21 protein-coding genes are annotated in these 20,852 nt (G+C 59.7%); 11 read left to right on the forward strand and 10 right to left on the reverse strand.

The window, feature by feature from the left end:
- The first annotated feature begins 47 nt into the window (after positions 1-47).
- Positions 48-1,226, forward strand: coding sequence for an NO-inducible flavohemoprotein (gene hmpA / locus IMW75_RS00615; RefSeq protein WP_205891617.1), 1,179 nt, complete (start codon positions 48-50; stop codon positions 1,224-1,226).
- Positions 1,227-1,426: 200 nt separating this feature from the next.
- On the opposite strand, the gene IMW75_RS00620 is transcribed toward hmpA, so the two are convergent.
- From IMW75_RS00620 to IMW75_RS00640, 5 genes are all read right to left on the reverse strand, one after another.
- Positions 1,427-2,053, reverse strand: a complete 627-nt coding sequence (locus IMW75_RS00620) for a helix-turn-helix transcriptional regulator (RefSeq protein WP_045062109.1) — start codon at positions 2,051-2,053, stop codon at positions 1,427-1,429.
- 81 nt (positions 2,054-2,134) lie between these two features.
- Positions 2,135-3,271: an NAD(P)/FAD-dependent oxidoreductase gene (locus IMW75_RS00625; protein WP_045062110.1), complete on the reverse strand. Its 1,137-nt coding sequence runs from the start codon at positions 3,269-3,271 to the stop codon at positions 2,135-2,137.
- Positions 3,272-3,418: 147 nt separating this feature from the next.
- A complete protein-coding gene (locus IMW75_RS00630; RefSeq protein WP_205891618.1) occupies positions 3,419-4,366 on the reverse strand; it encodes an ornithine cyclodeaminase family protein in 948 nt (315 codons plus the stop codon).
- Between the two features lie 140 nt (positions 4,367-4,506).
- Positions 4,507-5,994: an ATP-dependent RNA helicase RhlB gene (gene rhlB, locus IMW75_RS00635; RefSeq protein WP_045062112.1), complete on the reverse strand. Its 1,488-nt coding sequence runs from the start codon at positions 5,992-5,994 to the stop codon at positions 4,507-4,509.
- 96 nt (positions 5,995-6,090) lie between these two features.
- Entirely contained in the window at positions 6,091-6,747 is a 657-nt protein-coding gene (locus tag IMW75_RS00640; protein ID WP_205891619.1) for an alpha/beta hydrolase, read from the reverse strand.
- 469 nt (positions 6,748-7,216) lie between these two features.
- Between IMW75_RS00640 and IMW75_RS00645 the strand changes: the two genes are divergently transcribed.
- From IMW75_RS00645 to IMW75_RS00660, 4 genes are all read left to right on the forward strand, one after another.
- Positions 7,217-8,248: an amino acid ABC transporter substrate-binding protein gene (locus IMW75_RS00645; protein ID WP_045062114.1), complete on the forward strand. Its 1,032-nt coding sequence runs from the start codon at positions 7,217-7,219 to the stop codon at positions 8,246-8,248.
- A 65-nt stretch (positions 8,249-8,313) separates the two neighbouring features.
- Positions 8,314-9,495: an amino acid ABC transporter permease gene (locus tag IMW75_RS00650; protein WP_045062115.1), complete on the forward strand. Its 1,182-nt coding sequence runs from the start codon at positions 8,314-8,316 to the stop codon at positions 9,493-9,495.
- 10 nt (positions 9,496-9,505) lie between these two features.
- Positions 9,506-10,603 carry an amino acid ABC transporter permease gene (locus IMW75_RS00655; protein ID WP_045062116.1) on the forward strand — a complete coding sequence of 366 codons (1,098 nt, stop codon included), beginning with the start codon at positions 9,506-9,508 and terminating at the stop codon, positions 10,601-10,603.
- A gap of 11 nt (positions 10,604-10,614) precedes the next feature.
- A complete protein-coding gene (locus IMW75_RS00660) occupies positions 10,615-11,379 on the forward strand; it encodes an amino acid ABC transporter ATP-binding protein (protein WP_045062117.1) in 765 nt (254 codons plus the stop codon).
- 73 nt (positions 11,380-11,452) lie between these two features.
- Here the strand turns inward: IMW75_RS00660 and IMW75_RS00665 are convergent, their stop codons facing one another.
- Entirely contained in the window at positions 11,453-12,955 is a 1,503-nt protein-coding gene (locus tag IMW75_RS00665; protein ID WP_205891620.1) for a S8 family serine peptidase, read from the reverse strand.
- The gene (locus tag IMW75_RS00670; protein WP_160298074.1) at positions 12,952-13,095 is read right to left on the reverse strand and encodes a hypothetical protein; all 144 of its coding nucleotides are present in this window, start codon (positions 13,093-13,095) and stop codon (positions 12,952-12,954) included. The genes IMW75_RS00665 and IMW75_RS00670 overlap by 4 nt, the downstream gene beginning before the upstream one ends.
- A gap of 256 nt (positions 13,096-13,351) precedes the next feature.
- Here IMW75_RS00670 and IMW75_RS00675 point away from each other — a divergent pair, with 256 nt between their 5' ends.
- The 5 genes from IMW75_RS00675 to IMW75_RS00695 all read left to right on the forward strand — a co-directional run bounded on the left by IMW75_RS00675 (position 13,352) and on the right by IMW75_RS00695 (position 17,263).
- Positions 13,352-14,011 (forward strand): FadR/GntR family transcriptional regulator, encoded by a 660-nt coding sequence (locus IMW75_RS00675; protein ID WP_045062157.1) that lies wholly within the window; start codon positions 13,352-13,354, stop codon positions 14,009-14,011.
- Positions 14,001-15,308: a CynX/NimT family MFS transporter gene (locus IMW75_RS00680; protein ID WP_045062119.1), complete on the forward strand. Its 1,308-nt coding sequence runs from the start codon at positions 14,001-14,003 to the stop codon at positions 15,306-15,308. The genes IMW75_RS00675 and IMW75_RS00680 overlap by 11 nt, the downstream gene beginning before the upstream one ends.
- A gap of 112 nt (positions 15,309-15,420) precedes the next feature.
- Positions 15,421-15,891: a nuclear transport factor 2 family protein gene (locus IMW75_RS00685; RefSeq protein ID WP_045062120.1), complete on the forward strand. Its 471-nt coding sequence runs from the start codon at positions 15,421-15,423 to the stop codon at positions 15,889-15,891.
- Between the two features lie 40 nt (positions 15,892-15,931).
- Positions 15,932-16,240, forward strand: a complete 309-nt coding sequence (locus tag IMW75_RS00690; RefSeq protein ID WP_205891621.1) for a GIY-YIG nuclease family protein — start codon at positions 15,932-15,934, stop codon at positions 16,238-16,240.
- An 84-nt stretch (positions 16,241-16,324) separates the two neighbouring features.
- Positions 16,325-17,263: a glutathione S-transferase family protein gene (locus IMW75_RS00695; protein WP_205891622.1), complete on the forward strand. Its 939-nt coding sequence runs from the start codon at positions 16,325-16,327 to the stop codon at positions 17,261-17,263.
- 80 nt (positions 17,264-17,343) lie between these two features.
- Here IMW75_RS00695 and IMW75_RS00700 read toward each other — a convergent pair whose 3' ends face one another.
- Positions 17,344-17,694 carry a glutaredoxin family protein gene (locus tag IMW75_RS00700; RefSeq protein ID WP_045062123.1) on the reverse strand — a complete coding sequence of 117 codons (351 nt, stop codon included), beginning with the start codon at positions 17,692-17,694 and terminating at the stop codon, positions 17,344-17,346.
- Positions 17,694-18,698, reverse strand: a complete 1,005-nt coding sequence (gene yejK, locus IMW75_RS00705; RefSeq protein WP_045062124.1) for a nucleoid-associated protein YejK — start codon at positions 18,696-18,698, stop codon at positions 17,694-17,696. Before yejK ends, IMW75_RS00700 begins: the two co-directional genes overlap by 1 nt.
- A 484-nt stretch (positions 18,699-19,182) precedes the next feature.
- On the opposite strand from yejK, the gene IMW75_RS00710 reads away from it, so the two are divergent.
- Positions 19,183-19,464 carry an HU family DNA-binding protein gene (locus IMW75_RS00710; RefSeq protein ID WP_007905514.1) on the forward strand — a complete coding sequence of 94 codons (282 nt, stop codon included), beginning with the start codon at positions 19,183-19,185 and terminating at the stop codon, positions 19,462-19,464.
- Between the two features lie 188 nt (positions 19,465-19,652).
- Here IMW75_RS00710 and rlmF read toward each other — a convergent pair whose 3' ends face one another.
- Positions 19,653-20,669, reverse strand: a complete 1,017-nt coding sequence (gene rlmF, locus IMW75_RS00715) for a 23S rRNA (adenine(1618)-N(6))-methyltransferase RlmF (RefSeq protein WP_205891623.1) — start codon at positions 20,667-20,669, stop codon at positions 19,653-19,655.
- Positions 20,670-20,852 lie beyond the last annotated feature (183 nt).

The following is a 20,852-nucleotide window of genomic DNA, read 5'->3' on the forward strand; positions in this document are numbered from 1 at the left end:
AAAACTGATACGTAAGGGCAAACGAATAGAAACCCAGGAGTTACCTTATGCTGAGCGCTCAAGATCGTGCCATCGTCAAATCCACCGTGCCGTCGCTGGAAAGCGGTGGCGAAACATTAATTACCCATTTCTACCGGATGATGCTCTCCGAGTACCCTGAAGTGCGCCCTTTGTTCAACCAGGCCCACCAGGCCAGTGGTGACCAGCCGCGTGCCCTGGCCAACGGTGTGCTGATGTATGCCCGTCACATCGATCAACTCGACCAGTTGGGTGATCTGGTGGCCAAGATCATCAACAAGCACGTGGCCCTGCAAATCCTGCCGGAGCATTACCCGATCGTTGGCAGCTGTTTGCTGCGTGCCATTTCCGAAGTGCTGGGTGACGAGATCGCCACGCCTGAAGTGATGGCCGCCTGGGGCGCTGCCTATGGTCAGCTGGCCGATATCCTGATCGGCGCGGAAAAAAGCATCTACGACCAGAAGGAACAGGCACCTGGCGGCTGGCGTGGCGCGCGGGAGTTCATCGTGGCGGCCAAGGTCGAGGAGAGTGCGGAGATCATTTCGTTCTACTTCGAGCCTGCCGACAAGGGCCCGATCCTGGCAGCAGAGCCTGGCCAGTACATCGGCATGAAACTGGTACTCGATGGTGAAGAAATTCGCCGTAACTATTCACTGTCGGCCTTGACCAATGGCCAATACCGCATCAGCGTCAAGCGTGAGCACGGCGGTCGTGCCTCCAACCACCTGCACGATCAACTGCACGTCGGTGCGTCCATCCAGCTGTTCCCGCCATCGGGTGAATTTACCCTGAGCGCCAGTAACAAACCCCTGGTGCTGATCAGTGGCGGCGTTGGTATTACCCCGACCCTGGCGATGCTTGAGGCGGCGCTGGCAACTGAGCGTCCGGTGCACTTCATCCATTGCGCGCGCAATGGCAGCGTCCATGCGTTTCGTGACTGGATCGACGGGCTTGCCGAACGTCATCCGCAGCTCAAGCGGTTCTACTGCTATGCCGAAGATGACGGCGTGAGCCCGGCGGCGCACAAGGTGGGGGTGTTGAGCCAGGAACAGTTAGGCGAGTGGTTGCCGCAGGAACGCGATCTGGATGCCTATTTCCTTGGGCCCAAGGGCTTCATGGCGGCGGTCAAGCGCCATCTCAAGGCGCTGGGTGTGCCGGAGAAGCAAAGCCGCTACGAGTTCTTCGGGCCAGCATCCGCGCTGGAATAGCCACCGCACCTTTTGCACGGGCGGATTGCAAAGGTGTAGCTGATGGCCTTATCGCGGGCAAGCCTTGCCCCCACAGGTGGTGAGGTCTGGCAGTGGCGGCAAGCCCTGTAACCACAGTCGGTGAGATCTGTGGGAGCAAGGCTTGCCCGCGATGAGGCCTGTACAGTCACCCCTTGCAAGCCGGCCCCGGGAGAGTCAGGTCAGCCCTTGAGTTCCTTCAAATGTTTGTAAACCGTCGCCCGTCCCATGTTCAGGACATTGGCCACATAGTTGGAGGCGCTTTTGCCTTTGAAGGCGCCTTCGGCGTGCAGAGCCAGGACCAGTTCGCGTTTGTGGTCGCGGGTCAGCATGCTCAGGCTCAGCTGTCGCTCGCGCAGCCAGGCATGGAGGAAGGTGTTGATCCGCTCCTGCCAGTCATCACGGAACAGTGAGTCCGGTTGCGGTATCAGCTTGCTCGGCGACAGGAAAAGATCCAGCGCCGCCTTGGCGTTTTCGAACAGCGAAATATTCAGATTGATGCACAGCACCGCCAAAGGATGGCCAGCGCTGTCACGCAACACGCTGCTCAGGCTGCGAATTTTCTGACCATCCCAGTTGAGCTTTTCATACGGCCCGATGTTTCGTTCGCTAACCTCTTCACTGAGCATGTCTTCCAGCGAGGAATCGTCACCGACTTCACGTTTCGACAGGTTGTTGGCGATGTAGTCGACTTTCTGCGTGCGCAGATCGTGCAGCACCACTTCGGCATGGGGAAAGAACAGCGTCGCAATCGCGTCGCTGATGGCTCGGTAGTTATCCAGGGCCGGATCTTTCTCGGGGGCGTTCATTCAGTGGTGCTCCGGGCGACGTCAGCGCCCATAAGGCAGGGCGCTGGAAGTTTGCAGCAAACGGGAGTGGACGTCACCTGACTACCCCTGCTGGTTCAGGCGGGCGGGTGCGAGCATGGCGGCATTGAGGCCGAATTTCGACAGGGCTTCCGGCAGGTCCTGGCCGCGCACCAGTGCAGCGCTGGCCTGGCCCATCGCTGGAGAGGTCTGAATCCCGTAACCGCCTTGAGCCGCCACCCAGAACAGTCCAGGTACCTGCGGATCGAAGCCGGACAGCAAATCGCCGTCGCTGACAAAACTGCGCAAGCCCGCCCAGGTGCGGGTCGGGCGGCGGATGGTCAGGGTGGTGGCCTCCTCGATCTGGTAGATGCCCATGGCAATGTCCAGCTCTTCGGGTTGCACATCATGGGGTTCGACCGGGTCGGCGTTGGCTGGGGAGCCAAGGAACATCCCGGCGTCGGGCTTCATATAGAAGGATTCATCCAGGCTGACCAGCATAGGCCAGTGGTGGATGTCCACGCCTTCGGGCCCGGCAAAGATGAACGCCGCGCGGCGCTTGGGTTGCAGGCCCAGTGGCTGCGCGCCAGCGAGGGCGCCGATTTTGTCCGCCCAGGCGCCTGCCGCATTGATGATGACCGGGGCGCTAAAGGTTTGGCCGTCGGTTTGCACCTGCCAGATGCCCTCGGCGTCCCGGCTCAGGCTCACCACCTGAGTATCGGTCAGAACCTGGCCCTGGTTGCGGCGGATTCCACGCAGGTAACCCTGATGCAGCGCATCGGTATCAATGTCGCTGGCGGTCGGGTCATAGATGGCGCCATGAACTTTTTCCCGGCGCAAGATCGGCAGGCGCACGCACGCTTCCTCGGCGCTGAGCAGCTGCATCTGCGGCACTGTGGCCTTGGCGCTCAGGTACTGGTTCTGCAGTTCGGCAGGGTCGCCGCTGAAGTCCACCGTCATCTCGCCGCGCGGGGTCAGCAGTGGATGTTCGCAGAAGCCTGGCGGTGGTGCATCGAAGAAATCCCGGCTGGCCTGGGTCAATGCCCGAACCTGTGGTGTGCCGTAAGCGGCGGTGTACAACGCCGCGGAACGGCCGGTGGAGTGGTAGCCCGGATGGGATTCGCGTTCGAGCACAATCACCCGCGCGTGCTGCGACAGCCAGAAACCGGTGGAAGCGCCGGCAATGCCGCCGCCGATGATGATGAAGTCTGCCTGGCTCATGCATGTCTCCTGATGGGCGCAAATGCCAATGTTATTGATACCCCCCTGTGTAGAAGCTGCCGCAGGCTGCGATCTTTTGATCTTGCTTTTACCAGGTCAAGATCAAAAGATCGCAGCCTTCGGCAGCTCCTACAGGGGTTGGTGGTGTTAGTGCTGTAGGCGGTAGATGGCATTGGCCAGTGCGATGTCTTCCAGGCCCAGACCGATCGAGCGGAAGAACACGTGGCGATCGTAGGCCGGACGCTGCACTTTTTCGCTCATCAGCTCGGGCAGGTCGCCGACGATACTGTCCTTGTCCCAGCCATGCTGTTCGCCGGCAATCAGCATTTCCCCGGCCGAACCGGGCGTGGTCACACGATAGTCGCAGAACACCTGCATGGCGTTGAGGCAGTGCGGCGGCACTTCGTGAGCCCGTGGCGCGTTGGTGCTGATGGAGGTGATCAGGGCCGGTTTGCTCAAGGTGGACGGGTCGATGACGGGGCCGGCGGAGGAGGTACACAGCATAATCACGTCAGCGTCCAGGACGGCCGCTTCGCGACTGGAAACCAGCGTCAGGCGCGGATCAAGCCCTGTGAGCCGTGCCTTCGCTCCAGCGTCAAGACCGTCCAGGCTCGGGGAATACAGGTTGATGCTCTGCCAGGCACGCAGGCCCTTCACGTAATGCAGGTGCGCCTGGGCCACCTTGCCGCTGCCGATAATTGCCAGGCGCTGCGCTGTTGGCGGCGCCAGGGCATCGACCGCCACGGCGGTGGTCGCTGCCGTACGTGCCGTGGTCAGTTCACCGGCATCACAGAGCAACAGCGGTTGACCGGTCTGCATCGACATCAGCAGCGTCCACGCCGTCACCAACGGGCCTTGCTCGCGCACGATGTAAGGCGACGTCTTGACCCCATAAACGCCATCTTTGGCCAGCACGCCCAAGTAGTTGATGAAGTCGCCAGCGCCTTGGGGGAATTCAACCAGTTGCTGCGCCGGTTGCACCGCGTGGCCTGCGGCCAGGTCACGGAACAGTTTGCGCAGGATCTGCGGCACGTCGATTTGATCGAGCAACTCGCGTGCTTGAGGTTGGGTAATCACGTAAGGCGTGCTGGACATGAACGGCTCCGGAGACTGCATCTGAACTATTTTGTCTATTATGGACTTTTAGTTTATTCCGGCAAGCTCCGTTCGAGAAAAACCAGGCAAAAAAAAGCGCAGTCCGTTGCCGGCTGCGCCTCTTCTACTGCGGCCCGTATTTACGGGCGCTTACGCTCAACCGCCCGCAACAAATGGGTCGGCGGCGTCTCGCAGCTGATCTTGCGACCCAGCAGTGCCTCGATGGACGGCAACTGGTAGGAGTCGTCTTCACCGGCGAAGCTGATGGACACGCCATCGGCGCCCGCACGTCCGGTGCGGCCGATACGATGCACGTAGTCGTCCGGCATTTCCGGCAGGGTGAAGTTGATCACGTGGCTGATGCCGTCAATGTGAATGCCGCGACCGGCAACATCGGTGGCGACCAGCACGCGGATCTTGCCTTCGCGGAAGCCTTCCAGCGTCTTGATGCGCTTGTGCTGCGGTACGTCACCGGACAACTGCGCGGCGTTGACGCCATCACGCACCAGCCGTTCTTCGATGCGACGCACTTCGTCCTTGCGGTTGGCGAACACCATCACCCGCTCCCAGCCGTTGTCGTTGACCAGGTTGTAGAGCAGTTTGTATTTGTCGGCACCGGCAACGGCGTAGATGTGCTGCTCGACGTTTTCGCTGGCGACGTTCTGCGACTCGATCTCGACGATCGACGGCTCGGTGGTCCATTGCTTGGCCAGGTTCATCACGTCTTCGGTGAAGGTCGCGGAGAACAGCAGCGTCTGACGCTCGTTCTTCGGCGGGGTCTGGCGAATGATCTGCCGCACCTGCGGAATGAAACCCATGTCGAGCATGCGGTCGGCTTCGTCCAGGACCATGACTTCGACCATGTCCAGGTGCACGTCGCCGCGCTGGTTGAAGTCCAGCAAACGGCCGGGCGTGGCCACGAGGATGTCGCAGTGACGGGCTTCGAGATGCTTGAGCTGCTTGTCGAAGTCCATGCCGCCAACGAACGTCATGACATTGAGGCCGGTGTACTTGGTCAGGTCAGCGGCGTCCTTGGCAATCTGCACCACCAGTTCCCGGGTTGGCGCGATGATCAATGCCCGTGGCTCGCCCATGTAGCGCTCTTTGGGCGGCGGGGTTTGCAGCAACTGGGTGATGATCGAGATCAGGAACGCAGCGGTCTTGCCGGTGCCGGTCTGGGCGCGGCCGATGGCATCCTTGCCAGCAAGGGTAAAGCCCAGCACCTGGGCCTGGATCGGCGTGCAATACGGGAAGCCCAGGTCCTGGATGGCGTGCATCAATTCAGGGGCGAGTTTGAAATCGTGGAAACGGGTTTTGCCTTCCTGGGGTTCGACGACGAAGTCTTCGAGTTTCCAGGGAATAACCGGTGCCTTGGGCTTGGGTTCGCGACGCGGCCTGACAGGCTTGGGGGCTTCGCTGCGCGGCGGCTCGTCGGCTGTTACCTCGACAGTGGGGGCAGCCGGTGGGGTCATCGGCTCGTGCTTGGGTACCGCTGCGGTGGCGGTCCGGCCAGACTGATTACCGTCGGCGCGGTGGCTGGGTGAGTGAGACGGAGCGCTGGAGGCTGGCGCGAGCTGCTCAGTCTCGCTTTTACCGAACATTTTCTTGAGTGCTTTGAGCACGGTCATCTCATCAATTGATTAAGGAATGTACGCCGGCCAGTGTAATGCAAGAATCGGGCGCGGCGTAGTGTGATGATCAAAGGCAGCTTTTACACAGTCTGTTTAGCGTAGGCGCTCGGTCAGCCAGGCGCCGATATCGCTGATCTCTTCGGGTAACACTTCGTGCCCCATTGGGTATTCCTGCCATGTCACGGTGACACCACGGGCCTTCAAGTGCTCGTAGGCACTGCGCCCCATCGAATTTTGCACAACGTCATCGTATTGGCCGTGCAGGCACAGCACGGGAATACGCTGCTGGCTGGCGGAAATGTCCAGCTCGTCGCTGAACGTCGGAGCGTAGGTGGAGAGGGCAAGTACGCCACCCAGCGGGCCTTGCCATTTCAGGAAGGCCGCGTGCAACACCACGGCACCGCCCTGGGAAAAACCGGCGAGAAAAATTCGCGAGGTGTCTATTCCGCTGGCGCGCTCGGTTTCGATCAAGTCCAGCACCCGTTTTGCTGATTCATCCAGCTGCTCGCGGCTGATTGCCCGGGCCGGGTTCATGGCCAATATGTCGTACCAGCTGGGCATCTCGTAGCCACCATTTATGGTGACCGCGCGCGTGGGTGCCTGGGGTAAAACAAAGCGGGTGCTCAACAGGGTTTCCTGCAACGCTTCGGCCACTGGCAGGAAGTCATAACGGTCGGCGCCCAGGCCGTGCAGCCAGATAACACAGGCGTCTGCTGGCTTGACGGGTTGAAGAATCAGGGGCTCGGTCATGTTCGCTCCATTTTTGTGCGTGCGCTCTCATTGAGTGCGAGATCTGAGTGCGCGTCTGGTTGATCAGTTAAGAAGATGTCGCAAGGTTACAAGTTTTGCTATTGACCTGTCTTTGAATCGCTTTGGCGGGCGGTCTGGTACGGGCTTTGCTATGGGAAAACCCGAGCAATCAATCCAGCGACTGGCGGTAACACTATCAGTGTACTGCTGGTGGCGGGATAGCAACAAAAATCCGGTGATGGATGTTCGCCAGTGGCCGCTACGGGCTTCGCGAACGTGAAGGGCTACAGCCCGTTCGGCCGACTGGTGAGAAGTGAGTGATCCATGATGTGGATTTTCTCCTACTAGACTCATAGCTAAGGTCCTACGTCGCTTGACCCTAAAAAAAGCCAACACGGGTCAACAACGCCTCATAAGGGTGCGACTGGACTCACGCTCCGACACAACAAGAGCAAAACTGGAGGTTTGAATGAAGATGTTGAAATCCACCCTGGCCGTCGTGACTGCAGCCGCAGTACTTGGCGTCAGCGGGTTCGCTCAGGCGGGTGCAACCCTGGATGCAGTGCAGAAGAAAGGTTTTGTACAGTGCGGTGTAAGTGACGGCCTGCCGGGTTTCTCGGTTCCGGACGCCACTGGCAAGATCCTCGGCATCGATGCTGACTTCTGCCGCGCTGTAGCCGCTGCCGTATTCGGCGACGCGACCAAGGTTAAATTCAGTCAGTTGAACGCCAAGGAGCGCTTCACCGCGCTGCAGTCCGGCGAAATCGACATCCTGTCGCGCAACACCACCATGACCAGCTCCCGTGACGCGGGCATGGGCCTGAAATTTCCAGGCTTCATCACCTACTACGACGGCATCGGCTTCCTGGTAAACAACAAGCTGGGCGTCAAGAGCGCCAAGGAACTGGACGGTGCAACCATCTGCATCCAGGCCGGTACCACCACTGAGCTGAACGTTTCCGACTACTTCCGTGGCAACGGTCTGAAATACACCCCGATCACCTTCGACACCTCCGATGAAAGCGCCAAGTCGCTGGAGTCCGGTCGTTGCGACGTGCTGACCTCCGACAAGTCCCAACTGTTCGCCCAGCGCAGCAAGCTGGCCGCGCCGAAAGACTACGTGGTTCTGCCGGAAACCATCTCCAAGGAGCCACTGGGCCCTGTCGTGCGTAACGGCGATGACGAGTGGCTGGCGGTGGTCCGCTGGACTGGCTACGCCATGCTCAACGCTGAAGAAGCCGGCATCACTTCGAAAAACGTCGAAGCTGAAGCCAAGGCCACCAAGAACCCGGACGTCGCTCGTATGCTCGGGGCTGACGGTGAATACGGCAAGGATCTGAAACTGCCGAAAGACTGGGTCGTACAGATCATCAAGCAAGTAGGTAACTACGGCGAAGTGTTCGAGAAAAACCTCGGCAAGGGCACCCCGCTGGAAATCGACCGCGGCCTGAACGCGCTGTGGAACAACGGCGGCATTCAATACGCACCACCAGTGCGCTGATGGTTCTGTCACCCGGTGGGCCAACCGCCGGGTGATGTTCTGTTCCATTCTTTGCGGGGCACTTCATGCAAAATTCAATCGGCGCACCAAAGCAGAGGCTCAGCCTCAGCGATCCCAAAGTGCGTGCGTGGCTATTCCAGATCATCACCATCGTGGCGGTGGTCTCGCTGGGCTGGTTTCTGTTCGACAACACCCAGACCAACCTGCAACACCGGGGCATCACTTCCGGCTTCGACTTTCTGGAGCGCAGTGCCGGTTTCGGCATCGCTCAACACCTGATCGACTACACCGAATCGGACAGCTATGCACGGGTGTTTGTCATAGGCCTGCTCAATACGCTGCTGGTGACGTTCATCGGCGTGATCCTGGCGACGATCCTCGGGTTCATCGTCGGCGTGTCACGGCTGTCAAAAAACTGGATTATTGCCAAGCTGGCGACGGTGTATGTAGAGGTTTTCCGCAACATTCCGCCGCTGCTGCAGATCCTGTTCTGGTATTTCGCGGTATTCCTGACCATGCCAGGACCGCGTGCCAGTCATAACTTTGGCGATACCTTCTTTGTCAGCAGCCGTGGCCTGAACATGCCGGCGGCGTTGGCGTCGGATGGTTTCTGGCCATTCGTGGCCGGCGTGGGCGTGGCCATTGTCGCTATCGTGCTGATGTGCCGCTGGGCCAACAAACGTTTCGAAGAAACCGGCGTGCCATTCCACAAATTCTGGGTCGGCCTGGCACTGTTCCTGGTGATCCCGGCACTGTGCGCGTTGATCTTTGGCGCTCCGGTGCATTGGGAAATGCCCAAGCTGCAAGGCTTCAACTTCGTCGGTGGCTGGGTATTGATCCCTGAACTGCTGGCGTTGACCCTGGCGCTCACCGTGTACACCGCGGCATTCATTGCCGAGATCGTGCGCTCGGGCATCAAGTCGGTCAGCCATGGCCAGACCGAGGCGGCGCACTCCCTGGGGCTGCGCAACGGTCCGACCCTGCGCAAGGTGATCATCCCGCAAGCCCTGCGCGTGATCATTCCACCGCTGACCAGCCAATACCTGAACCTGGCGAAAAACTCCTCGCTGGCCGCCGGTATCGGTTATCCGGAAATGGTTTCGTTGTTTGCCGGCACGGTGCTCAACCAGACCGGACAGGCGATCGAGGTGATTGCCATCACCATGAGCGTGTACCTGGCGATCAGTATCAGCATTTCCCTGCTGATGAACTGGTACAACAAGCGCATTGCGCTGATCGAGCGGTAAGGAATAGCGCATGAGTACTCATATTTTCAAACCTGACATGCCGCCACCGGACCGCAGTATCGGTGTGGTGGCGTGGATGCGCGCCAACATGTTCTCCAGCTGGCTCAACACCCTGCTGACCCTGTTTGCGTTCTACCTGATCTACCTCGTGGTGCCGCCGATCCTCAGCTGGGCGATCATCAATGCCAACTGGGTCGGGACCAGCCAGGCCGACTGCACGAAGGAGGGCGCCTGCTGGGTGTTCATTCAGCAGCGCTTCGGCCAGTTCATGTACGGCTACTACCCGGTGGACATGCGCTGGCGCGTGGACCTGACCGTGTGGCTGGCGGTTATCGGCGTGGCGCCGTTGTTCATCTCGCGCTTCCCGCGTAAAGCGGTGTACGGGCTGAGCTTCCTGGTGCTGTATCCGATCATTGCCTGGTGCCTGTTGCACGGTGGTGTGTTTGGCCTGACCCAGGTGGCGACCAGCCAATGGGGCGGCCTGATGCTGACCCTGGTGATCGCCACCGTCGGGATTGCCGGCGCCTTGCCGCTGGGTATTGTCCTGGCACTGGGGCGGCGCTCGAACATGCCGGCGATTCGCGTGGTCTGTGTGACCTTCATCGAATTCTGGCGCGGCGTGCCGTTGATCACGGTGTTGTTCATGTCCTCGGTAATGCTGCCGTTGTTCCTGCCAGAAGGCATGAACTTCGACAAGCTGCTACGGGCCCTGATCGGCGTGATCCTGTTCCAGTCGGCCTATGTGGCCGAGGTGGTGCGCGGTGGCTTGCAGGCGATTCCCAAAGGTCAGTACGAAGCAGCCGCAGCGATGGGCCTTGGCTACTGGCGCTCGATGGGCCTGGTGATCCTGCCGCAAGCCCTGAAGCTGGTGATCCCTGGCATCGTCAACACCTTCATTGCGCTGTTCAAGGACACCAGCCTGGTGATCATCATCGGCCTGTTCGACCTGCTCAACAGCGTCAAGCAAGCGGCCGCCGACCCGAAATGGCTGGGCATGGCCACTGAAGGCTACGTGTTCGCCGCCCTGGTGTTCTGGATTTTCTGTTTTGGTATGTCGCGCTATTCCATGCATCTGGAACGCAAGCTCGACACTGGCCACAAGCGTTAGGAGTTCTTTTTATGAGCGAAGCAATTAAACAGCCTGTGAGCCCTGAAGGCATTATCCAGATGCAGGGCGTGAACAAGTGGTACGGGCAGTTTCACGTACTCAAGGACATCAACCTGAACGTCAAGCAGGGCGAGCGAATCGTCCTGTGCGGCCCGTCGGGTTCCGGCAAATCCACCACTATTCGCTGTCTTAATCGCCTGGAAGAACACCAGCAGGGGCGCATCGTGGTCGATGGCGTGGAGCTGACCAACGACCTCAAGCAGATCGAGTCGGTGCGTCGCGAAGTCGGCATGGTGTTCCAGCACTTCAACCTCTTCCCGCACCTGACCATCCTGCAGAACTGCACCTTGGCGCCGATGTGGGTGCGCAAGATGCCCAAGCGCAAGGCCGAGGAAATCGCCATGCACTACCTGGAACGCGTACGCATTCCGGAGCAGGCGCATAAATTCCCGGGGCAACTGTCCGGCGGTCAGCAGCAGCGCGTGGCGATTGCCCGTGCCCTGTGCATGAAGCCGAAAATCATGTTGTTCGACGAACCGACTTCGGCACTCGACCCCGAGATGGTGAAAGAGGTGCTGGACACCATGATCGGCCTGGCCGAAGACGGCATGACCATGCTTTGCGTGACCCACGAAATGGGCTTCGCCCGTACCGTGGCCAACCGCGTGATCTTCATGGACAAAGGCGAGATCGTTGAACAGGCGGCGCCGAATGACTTCTTCGACAACCCGCAGAATGAGCGCACCAAGCTGTTCCTGAGCCAGATCCTGCATTGATCGACGCTCGGCAGTGAAATAAACCCGGACTGAGTGCCGGGTTTATTTTTTTCCAATCGACAACCGCCTGCTATCAGCTGGTCTTTTTATCCAAGGCCAACTGCACTGCCTTCAATGCATTGAGCCTGCCGTGACCGTAATAGTGGCTATGGCCATTCTGATCATATTCTCCCATCGCTCCATCCAGGAAATGAGTGATCTTGTCGCAACAGTCAGCAAGGATCGAGCGAACCTCGGTGCGTGTCAGCGCGGGGTTGGCCGATAAAACCAGAGCCGCCACCCCGGCGGCGCCGGGGCAGGCGCTCGACGTTCCGCCAAAGCTCTCGGTGTAGTTGCCCCACAAGTCACCTTGCCCAAGGGCTTTGTCGTTGTAGCCATTTCTTCCTCGCAGATCTGTTGTCCATATGCCGCGGGTGCGAGCGGGAAAACTGCTGGGCTGGAAATTGTAATCCGGGTGCTGTTCCTGATCGCTGGGAAACGCGCACCAGATGGCTTTTCCGTAATCACTGTAGGCGCTGCGGCGGCTGTGGTCGTTGCAGGCGGCTACGGCCATGACCAGTGGATGGCTGGCATAACCATCATTGTCGACACTTTCACTGCCATTGCCGGCGGCGAAGAAAATCGGGCAGCCCTTGCCCTTTCGCCCTCTGAGCGCGGCGAAATTGATGGCCAGGCGAATACTGGCGGGTAACGGATGGACTTGATGATGGGCCGGATCCATAGGGTCGGCCCAGTTTCCGTCCGGAGGGCCCCAACTGCAACTGATGATGTCCGCGCCATTGAGCGCAGCCCAGACGAAAGCGTTCGCTTCGGTCTGACCTCCCAGTGACTCCGCGTCACCCAGGCTGATCGGCATCAGTCTTGCTCTGGGTGCGACTCCGCTTGCGCCATGCAGGCCATCGGCACAGGCGACACCTGCGGCGGCGGTACCATGGCTTTCATCGGCGTGCTGAGGGCGCGGGTCGGCTCCGGGTTGCCTTGGGTTTCTGTAGCTCCTCGGGGCGACGATTTTGTCGGCCGAGGTGAATTCGGGATGGTCGATATCAAAAGCATCGTCTATGACGGCGATCACTACATTCGCGCCCAGACTCAGGGCGTGGGCAGCCTCGACGTTGGCACTGGCATCAATTTCATACTGATAGCTTACAGTGGTTTTTTTCAGGTGCCACTGATTGGGGTGGATAGTGCGTGAGTGACGTTTTGTCAGGAGTTCAGGATGGCAGTACTCCACATCCTCACGTTCGAGCAAGGTCAGTGCCTGATTGAATACCTGTGTTCCGCAGCCTTCTCCTGGCGTCACGAAATAAGCGTTTTGTGCGTAAACGACTTTTGTCTTGATCGTCAGTCCTGCTTCTTCGAGTACGGTTTCGCAGGCCAGCGAGTCGTGTGAGTCGATAAACTTGATGAAGATATTTTCGGTATAGATCACGGGTTCCCTGGTGTCCGCCGCCACCAGGACGCTGCCGGCGAAACGCACGTTGGGTAGTTGACGCAAGCAGCGCTTGCAGGCCTGCAGATTCCCGGAGTCGGCTGGCAACTTGAAAACGCTCAGTCCTGACGACTCGAAATGAATCACCCGTTGTGCATGGTCCAGGGGGGGGCGGTGGTGTCGAGAAGGGCTGGCAAGCCGGGAAGGGTTCGGACGACGACCAGATCAGGGGCAGTGTCCAGAAAGAATGAAGGTTCTGATTTGTTGCCGTATTTGAATTCCTGCATAGCGTGTTCCTTGTCTGTGTGAAGTTAGGAGGCGCTGAAGCACGCCCCAAGGCAGTGCCTTGGGTGCAGGAAGTCTATTGGCCGGGTGCAGCGATCATCTATCGGAAAGGCCTGAGGCTGTTGCGGGAAAGTTCCTCAATATCTGTCGGATGTGAGCTGGCTGTTCTACCTGGATGGAGCAGCGGTTGCCTTTAGGAGCAAACCTGACTAACATGTCAGGAAATACATCCTATGATTGGATGACTGCAAGGGTGTCTTGGCTCAGATGTCTCCATTGGTAAAAAGATCTCTGGTCGACCAGGCGTTGGATCAGCTTCGTTTACGCATTACCGAAGGCACGTGGACTGTGGGCCAACGCCTGCCCACCGAACCCGAGTTGTCCGCAGAGCTCGGTATCAGCCGTAATACCGTGCGTGAAGCCATGCGCGTGTTGGCCTTTTCCGGATTGATTGAGATTCGCCAGGGTGACGGTAGTTACTTGCGCGCGGTGATCGATCCACTCGACACCCTCAAAGCGCTGTCCCGCTGCTCTCATGAGCAGGCCCGCGAAACCCGGCACATTCTTGAAGTCGAGGCCATTGGCCTGGCCGCCTTGCGCCGCACTGACGAAGACCTGGTGGCCTTGCGTGAAGCACTGGGGGTCAGCGGCAGCCACTACCATGGCGATCTCGACAGCTACATCGCCTGCGACCTGGTGTTTCACCGGCGCCTGGTCGATGCCGCACACAACCCCACGCTCAGTGAGCTGTATCGCTACTTCTCCAGCATCGTCGGTGCGCAACTGCGCCAGACCCTGAACATCACCCCACGGCGCCAGGAAGTGTTCGACCTGCATATCGAACTGCTGGACGCCGTCGAGCAACGTGACCCGGAACGGGCCAAAGCCCTGTCCAGGCAGTTGATCAATGAACCTTGAACACGAGAAAACCATGTCCAGCCGTAACAGCAACATCCCTGAAGCCAAACGCACGGCAGAGCTCGAAGAGCTGCTGATCGATGCCGAGGCCGATGACGACGAGGTGCAGAACAGCCATCCGATCCTGCGCCGGCCCTGGCTGCTGTTGCTGGGCCTGATCCTGGTGGCATTGAACTTGCGCCCGGCGCTGTCGAGCATGGCGCCGATGCTCAGTGACGTGTCGAAAAGCCTCGGATTATCGGCGGCCCAGGCCGGTCTGCTGACCACCTTGCCGGTGCTGTGCCTCGGCCTGTTCGCACCGCTGGCACCGATCCTGGCGCGCCGTTTCGGCGCCGAACGGGTGGTGCTGGGCATTCTGCTGACGCTGGCCGGAGGAATCATCCTGCGCAGTTCGTTTGGCGAAATCGGCCTGTTTGCCGGCAGCGTGCTGGCGGGTGCCAGCATTGGTGTGATCGGCGTATTGCTGCCGGGTATCGTCAAGCGCGACTTTGCCAAACACGCGGGTACCATGACCGGGGTCTACACCATGGCCCTGTGCCTGGGGGCAGCGATGGCCGCAGGCGCCACCGTGCCGCTGAGCGAACATTTCGACCAGAGCTGGGCAACGGGCCTGGGCTTCTGGGTTATTCCGGCGTTGGTCGCGGCGCTGTTCTGGCTGCCGCAAGTCGGGCACAAACACGGTGCGCACAATGTCGCCTACCGGGTTCGCGGTTTGCTGCGTGACCCGCTGGCCTGGCAAGTGACCCTGTACATGGGCCTGCAATCGTCCCTGGCGTATATCGTGTTTGGCTGGTTGCCTTCGATCCTGATCGGTCGCGGCCTGACGCCGACCCAGGCGGGGCTGGTGCTGTCCGGCTCGGTGATTGTGCAGTTGGCCAGTTCCTTGGCGGCTCCCTGGCTGGCGACTCGCGGCAAGGACCAGCGCCTGGCCATCGTGGTCGTTATGGCTTTGACCCTCAGTGGCCTGTTCGGGTGCCTGTATGCGCCGATCGATGGCTTGTGGGGCTGGGCGATTCTGCTCGGGCTGGGACAGGGCGGGGCGTTCAGCCTGGCGCTGACCCTGATCGTGCTGCGCTCGCGAGATGCCCACGTAGCGGCGAACCTGTCGAGCATGGCCCAAGGCTTCGGCTACACCCTGGCATCCATGGGGCCATTGGCGGTCGGCATCGTGCATGACTGGACCGGCGGCTGGGCGGCGGTCGGCTGGATTTTCGGGGTCATCGGCCTGGGCGCGATCCTTGCCGGCCTGGGAGCCGGGCGATCGTTGTACGTTCAAGTAGTCAGCGAAAAACTCTGACACCTCGGACACTATCGGTATTCGGCCCACGAATGCCGATAGTGTTCCGCGAATTGGCAGGCTATCGTGCGGGCAATCTTCAAAACTGTTTTGCAACCCAGGGAGCCTGCACATGAGTGATGCCCACCAAGCATTGATTACCCGGTTTTACCAGGCTTTCCAGCGGCTGGATGCCGAGGCCATGAGCGCCTGCTACACCGATGACGTGGTGTTCAGTGACCCGGCCTTCGGTGAACTGCATGGGCGTGATGCGGGTGATATGTGGCGCATGCTCACCACTCGCGCCAAGGACTTTTCCCTGACGTTCGACGACGTCCGCGCCGACGAGCGCACCGGGAGTGCACATTGGGTGGCGACGTACCTGTTCAGCCAGACCGGCAATACCGTGGTCAACGACATCCAGGCGCGGTTCGTGTTTCGCGACGGAAAAATCTGCGAGCACCACGACCTTTTTGACCTGTGGTCCTGGTCGCGCCAGGCGCTGGGTTTAAAAGGTCTGCTATTGGGCTGGTCGCCCTTGGTAAAAAACGCCGTTCGGGCCCAGGCATTGAAGGGGTTGAAGGCATTCCAGGCCGGGCGCTGATAAGATCGCCACTTGTTTCTTTCCCAATCCAGATCGTCAATTGAACAGTCTCAGCCAAACGTCTGTTAGCGCCGTCGAAACGCCGCTGATCAGCAAGCCCTGGTTCGTCTACCTCGTACGTGCCGCCAATGGTTCGCTGTACTGCGGGATCAGCGACGACCCCGTGCGCCGCTTCGCCACTCATCAGCGGGGTAAAGGTGCGCGCTTCTTCCTCTCAAGCCCGGCCGTGGCCCTGGTGTACACCGAGGCCTGTCGCGACAGGAGTGAAGCGCTACGTCAGGAGCGGCTGATCAAGAAACTCAGGAAAAGCGCCAAGGAGTGCCTGGTCGCGAACTATCAATCTGACTGATCAGTTCCCATCAGGCAGACCCGTAGGCCGCCTGCCGATTGCGCGCTAAGCTGCTGACTCCTAATTCGCGCGGCGGAGCCGAGCATGTCCGAGTTGATCCTGCATCATTACCCGACGTCCCCTTTCGCCGAAAAGGCCCGCCTGTTGTTGGGTTTCAAGGGGCTGTCCTGGCGCTCGGTGAAGATTTCACCGGTGATGCCCAAGCCTGACCTCACCGCCTTGACGGGTGGCTATCGCAAGACGCCGGTGTTGCAGGTCGGTGCAGACATCTACTGCGACACTGCGTTGATTGCCCGGCGCCTGGAGCAGGAAAAAGCCTTGCCGGCACTCTTCCCGGAAGGTCAGGAGATGATCGCTGCGTCCTTCGCCGCCTGGGCGGACTCAGTGGTGTTCCAGCATGCCGTTAGCCTGGTGTTCCAGCCGGAATCTGTCGCCGTGCGTTTTGCCAGCCTGCCGCCGGAAGCAATCAAGGCCTTCCTGGCGGATCGCGCCGGGCTGTTCAGTGGTGGCAGCGCCACCCGCGTGTCTGCCGAGCAAGCCAGGCACCAGTGGCCGACGATCATGGCGCGACTCGAACAGCAACTGGAGCGCGAGCAGGGTGATTTCCTCTTCGGCGAGCCGTCGATTGCCGATTTCGCCCTGGCGCATCCACTGTGGTTCCTCAAGGCGACGCCGGTCACTTCGCCGCTGGTCGATGGGTATCCGGCAGTGTCAGCCTGGTTGGGCCGCGTCTTGGGCTTTGGCCATGGGGCTGCGAGCGAGATGACTGCAGAGCAAGCGCTTGAGGTGGCACGCAGCGCTACACCGGCGCAGTTGCCGCAGGAACGCTTTGCAGAACCTAACGGTTTCGAGGCGGGTCAGCAGGTAGTGATTGCGGCCACGGATTATGGGGTTGATCCGGTGGCGGGTGAGTTGGTGTTTGCCGGAAGTGAAGAGCTGATTCTGCGTCGCGAGGATGAGCGGTGCGGGGTGGTGCATGTGCATTTCCCGCGATTCGGGTTTCGTCTCGAAAAGCAGCGGTAGATCAACAGATCCCAGCCTCCGGCAGTTCCTGAATTAGAGCGGTGCTCATCTGCAGGCGCTGCCGAAGGCTGCGATCTTGTTTATTTCAAGGCTGCGAGTATGGCGTCCGGGTCATACCCGCGAATCAACGTCCCGTTTACATCGATGATCGGAATACCGCCGCCACCCAGCGCCTCGTAAGCCTTGCGCGCCTGGGCATCCTTCTCGATATCGAACTCCTTGTAGGGAATGCCTTTCTGGTCGAGAAACCGTCGGGTCAACTTGCAGTAACCACACCATTCAGTGGCGTAGAGCACCACATCGGCCTTGGCCTGGGTCTGCTCCGATACCACCTGGGACGGATTGAACACCCGCTCGATCTTGCCCCAGTTCTGATAGACCACGATCACCAGCAGGATCAGCAGGAATTTTTTCAGCACGCCCCGCAGCATCAGTTGCGACGCTTGAGCTGATCGGTGAGCTGGGTTGGCAGGCCCTTGATGATCAGGGTGCCGGCTTCTTCGTCGTACTCGATCTTCGAGCCCAGCAGGTGCGCCTCAAAGCTGATGGAGAGGCCCTCGGCACGGCCCGTGAAACGACGGAATTGATTCAGGGTACGTTTGTCCGCAGGGATCTCCGGAGACAGGCCGTAGTCCTTGTTGCGGATGTGATCGTAGAACGCCTTAGGACGTTCTTCATCAATCAACCCGGACAGTTCCTCCAGGCCCATGGGCTCACCCATCTTGGCCTGGCTGCTGGCGTAGTCCACCAGCGTCTTGGTTTTCTCCCGGGCGGACTCTTCCGGCAGGTCTTCGCTTTCAACGAAATCACTGAAGGCCTTGAGCAGCGTGCGGGTTTCACCGGGGCCGTCGACGCCTTCCTGGCAGCCGATGAAGTCGCGGAAGTACTCCGAGACCTTTTTCCCGTTCTTGCCTTTGATGAACGAAATGTACTGCTTGGACTGCTTGTTGTTCTGCCACTCCGACACGTTGATCCGCGCCGCGAGGTGCAGCTGACCCAGGTCCAGGTGGCGGGACGGGGTCACATCGAGCTGCTCGGTCACGGCGACGCCTTCGCTGTGATGCAGCAGGGCGATGGCCAGGTAGTCAGTCATGCCTTGCTGATAGTGTGCAAACAGCACGTGCCCACCGACCGAGAGGTTGGATTCCTCCATCAGCTTCTGCAGATGCTCCACCGCCACCCGGCTGAATGCCGTGAAGTCCTTGCCCCCTTCGAGATACTCCTTCAGCCAGCCGCTGAACGGGTGCGCCCCGGACTCGGCATGGAACAAACCCCATGCCTTGCCTTGTTTGGCGTTGTAGCTCTCGTTGAGGTCGGCAAGCATGTTCTCGATGGCGCTCGACTCAGGTAACTCTTCGTCGCGGGCATGCAGAACTGCAGGCGTGCCGTCGGGTTTTTTGTCGATCAGGTGGACGATGCAATGGCGGATCGGCATGGGCTTCTCGGCTGATTGTAGAGAGGAGGGCGCGCTCCCCGAAAAAGCGCCCAGTGTACCGCAACTAGGTATGCATGCCCTTTGTAGGAGCTGCCGAAGGCTGCGATCTTTTGACTTTGCTTTTTAAACAAAAAAGATCAAAAGATCGCAGCCTTCGGCAGCTCCTACGGGGGTTGAGGGGCAATTTGCGGGTGCGCAGCGGCCCTTATGCTGTTTTTTAACGTTTTAGACCAATAAAGCTGACCAAATGGGTAGCTAGAGGCGGATATTTCCCCGTCTCTGTGCTAGTTTTGCCCGGTCTTGCGCGAAGTCACTGCGTTAAGCGTGCATTCAGCATTTGTCAGGTCGAACCAAACCCTGATTTCGGTATCTATAACCCCGATCCCGTGGTTATTGGCCGAGGGTGCCAGATCCAGAAGATCGGGCTCGATGGCTGACACTGCACTCTGCAATCCATATGAATTTGATAGGGAAGGAACACTACATGGCTCTTACTAAAGACCAACTGATCGCCGACATCGCTGAAGCTATCGACGCGCCAAAAACCACCGCGCGTAATGCTCTGGACCAACTGGGCCAAATCGTTGCCGATCAGCTGGAAAATGGCGGCGAAATCACTCTGCCAGGTATCGGCAAATTGAAAGTGACCGAACGTCCTGCCCGTACTGGCCGCAACCCTTCGACTGGCGCTGCCATCGAAATCGCTGCCAAGAAAGTTATCAAGCTGGTTGTGGCCAAAGGCCTGACCGACGCTGTTAACAAGTAAGACGTGTAAAAAAAACCGTGCTCCGGAGCGATCCGGGCACGGTTTTTTTGTGCCTGTGATTTGCCGGAGGGCTCGGACCATCGCGGGAGTATCACCGCTGCAGGAGCTGTCGAGTGAAACGAGGCTGCGATCTCTTGATCTTTCACAACAACATCAAGAGATCGCAGCGTGCCGCAGCGCCTACGGTCTCAGCGAGCCCAGCGCTGACGCCAGATTTGCTGTTCGCTCTTGGTCTGGAACGTCCAGGCGACGAAACGGCTTTTCTTCTGCCCCTGGGACATTTCCACGACCTGGCTTTCCAGCACGCCGGCCTTTTTCAGGGCGATCTCGATCGCGGGCAGGTTCGACGCCTTGGACACCAGGGTGCTGAACCACAGCACCTTGTGCTGGAAATGCGCGCTCTCGGCGATCAATTGAGTCACGAAGCGCGCCTCGCCGCCCTCGCACCACAGTTCAGCCGACTGGCCACCAAAGTTCAGCACCGGCAGCTTGCGTTTCGGGTCGGCGCGACCCAGTGCGCGCCATTTACGCTCGCTGCCCTTGGTGGCTTCGTCCATCGAAGCGTGGAACGGCGGGTTGCACATGGTCAGGTCGAAGCGTTCGCCGGGTTCCAGCAACCCCAGCAGAATGCGCTTGGGGTTGGTTTGCTGGCGCAACTGAATGGCCTTGTTCAGCCCGTTGGACTGGACGATGGCCTTGGCAGCGGCCACGGCGGTCGGGTCGATTTCCGAGCCGAGGAAGTGCCAGCGGTAGTCGCTGTAGCCAATCAGCGGATAGACGCAGTTGGCGCCCATGCCGATGTCGAGCACCTTGACCGGCGCGCCACGGGGGATTTCGCCGTCATTGACGCTGGCCAACAGGTCGGCCAGGAAGTGCACATAGTCGGCACGCCCCGGAACCGGCGGGCACAGGTAATCCGCCGGGATGTCCCAGTGGGCCACGCCGTAGAACGACTTGAGCAGCGCGCGGTTGAACACCCGCACCGCGTCCGGGCTGGCGAAGTCGATGCTTTCCTTGCCGTATGGGTTGGTGATCACGAACTTCGCCAGTTCGGGCGTGGTCTTGATCAGCGCCGGGAAGTCATAACGACCCTGGTGGCGGTTGCGCGGGTGCAGGCTGGCCTTTTCGCGGGGCTCGACGGCTTTGGCCGGGGTCGCGGATTCGGGCTTCTTGCGCGCAGGTCTTGGTGTGCGGGGGGCGTTCATGGGTGTGATCGATTCGGGTATGGCTGAAAGTGACGGGCATTGTCCCACATCCAGGCCTTGTGAACCCAGTTGTGACAAACACTGCGATCACCTGCAATCTCCCGAAACTCATTGCCTGTCCGGCGTCAGGTTCTGCATTGACTCATTCCTTAATATTTTGCCGCCGGTCAGGGCTTGCAGTCC

The organism is Pseudomonas gregormendelii (assembly GCF_017114825.1).
Lineage (GTDB): Bacteria > Pseudomonadota > Gammaproteobacteria > Pseudomonadales > Pseudomonadaceae > Aquipseudomonas > Aquipseudomonas gregormendelii.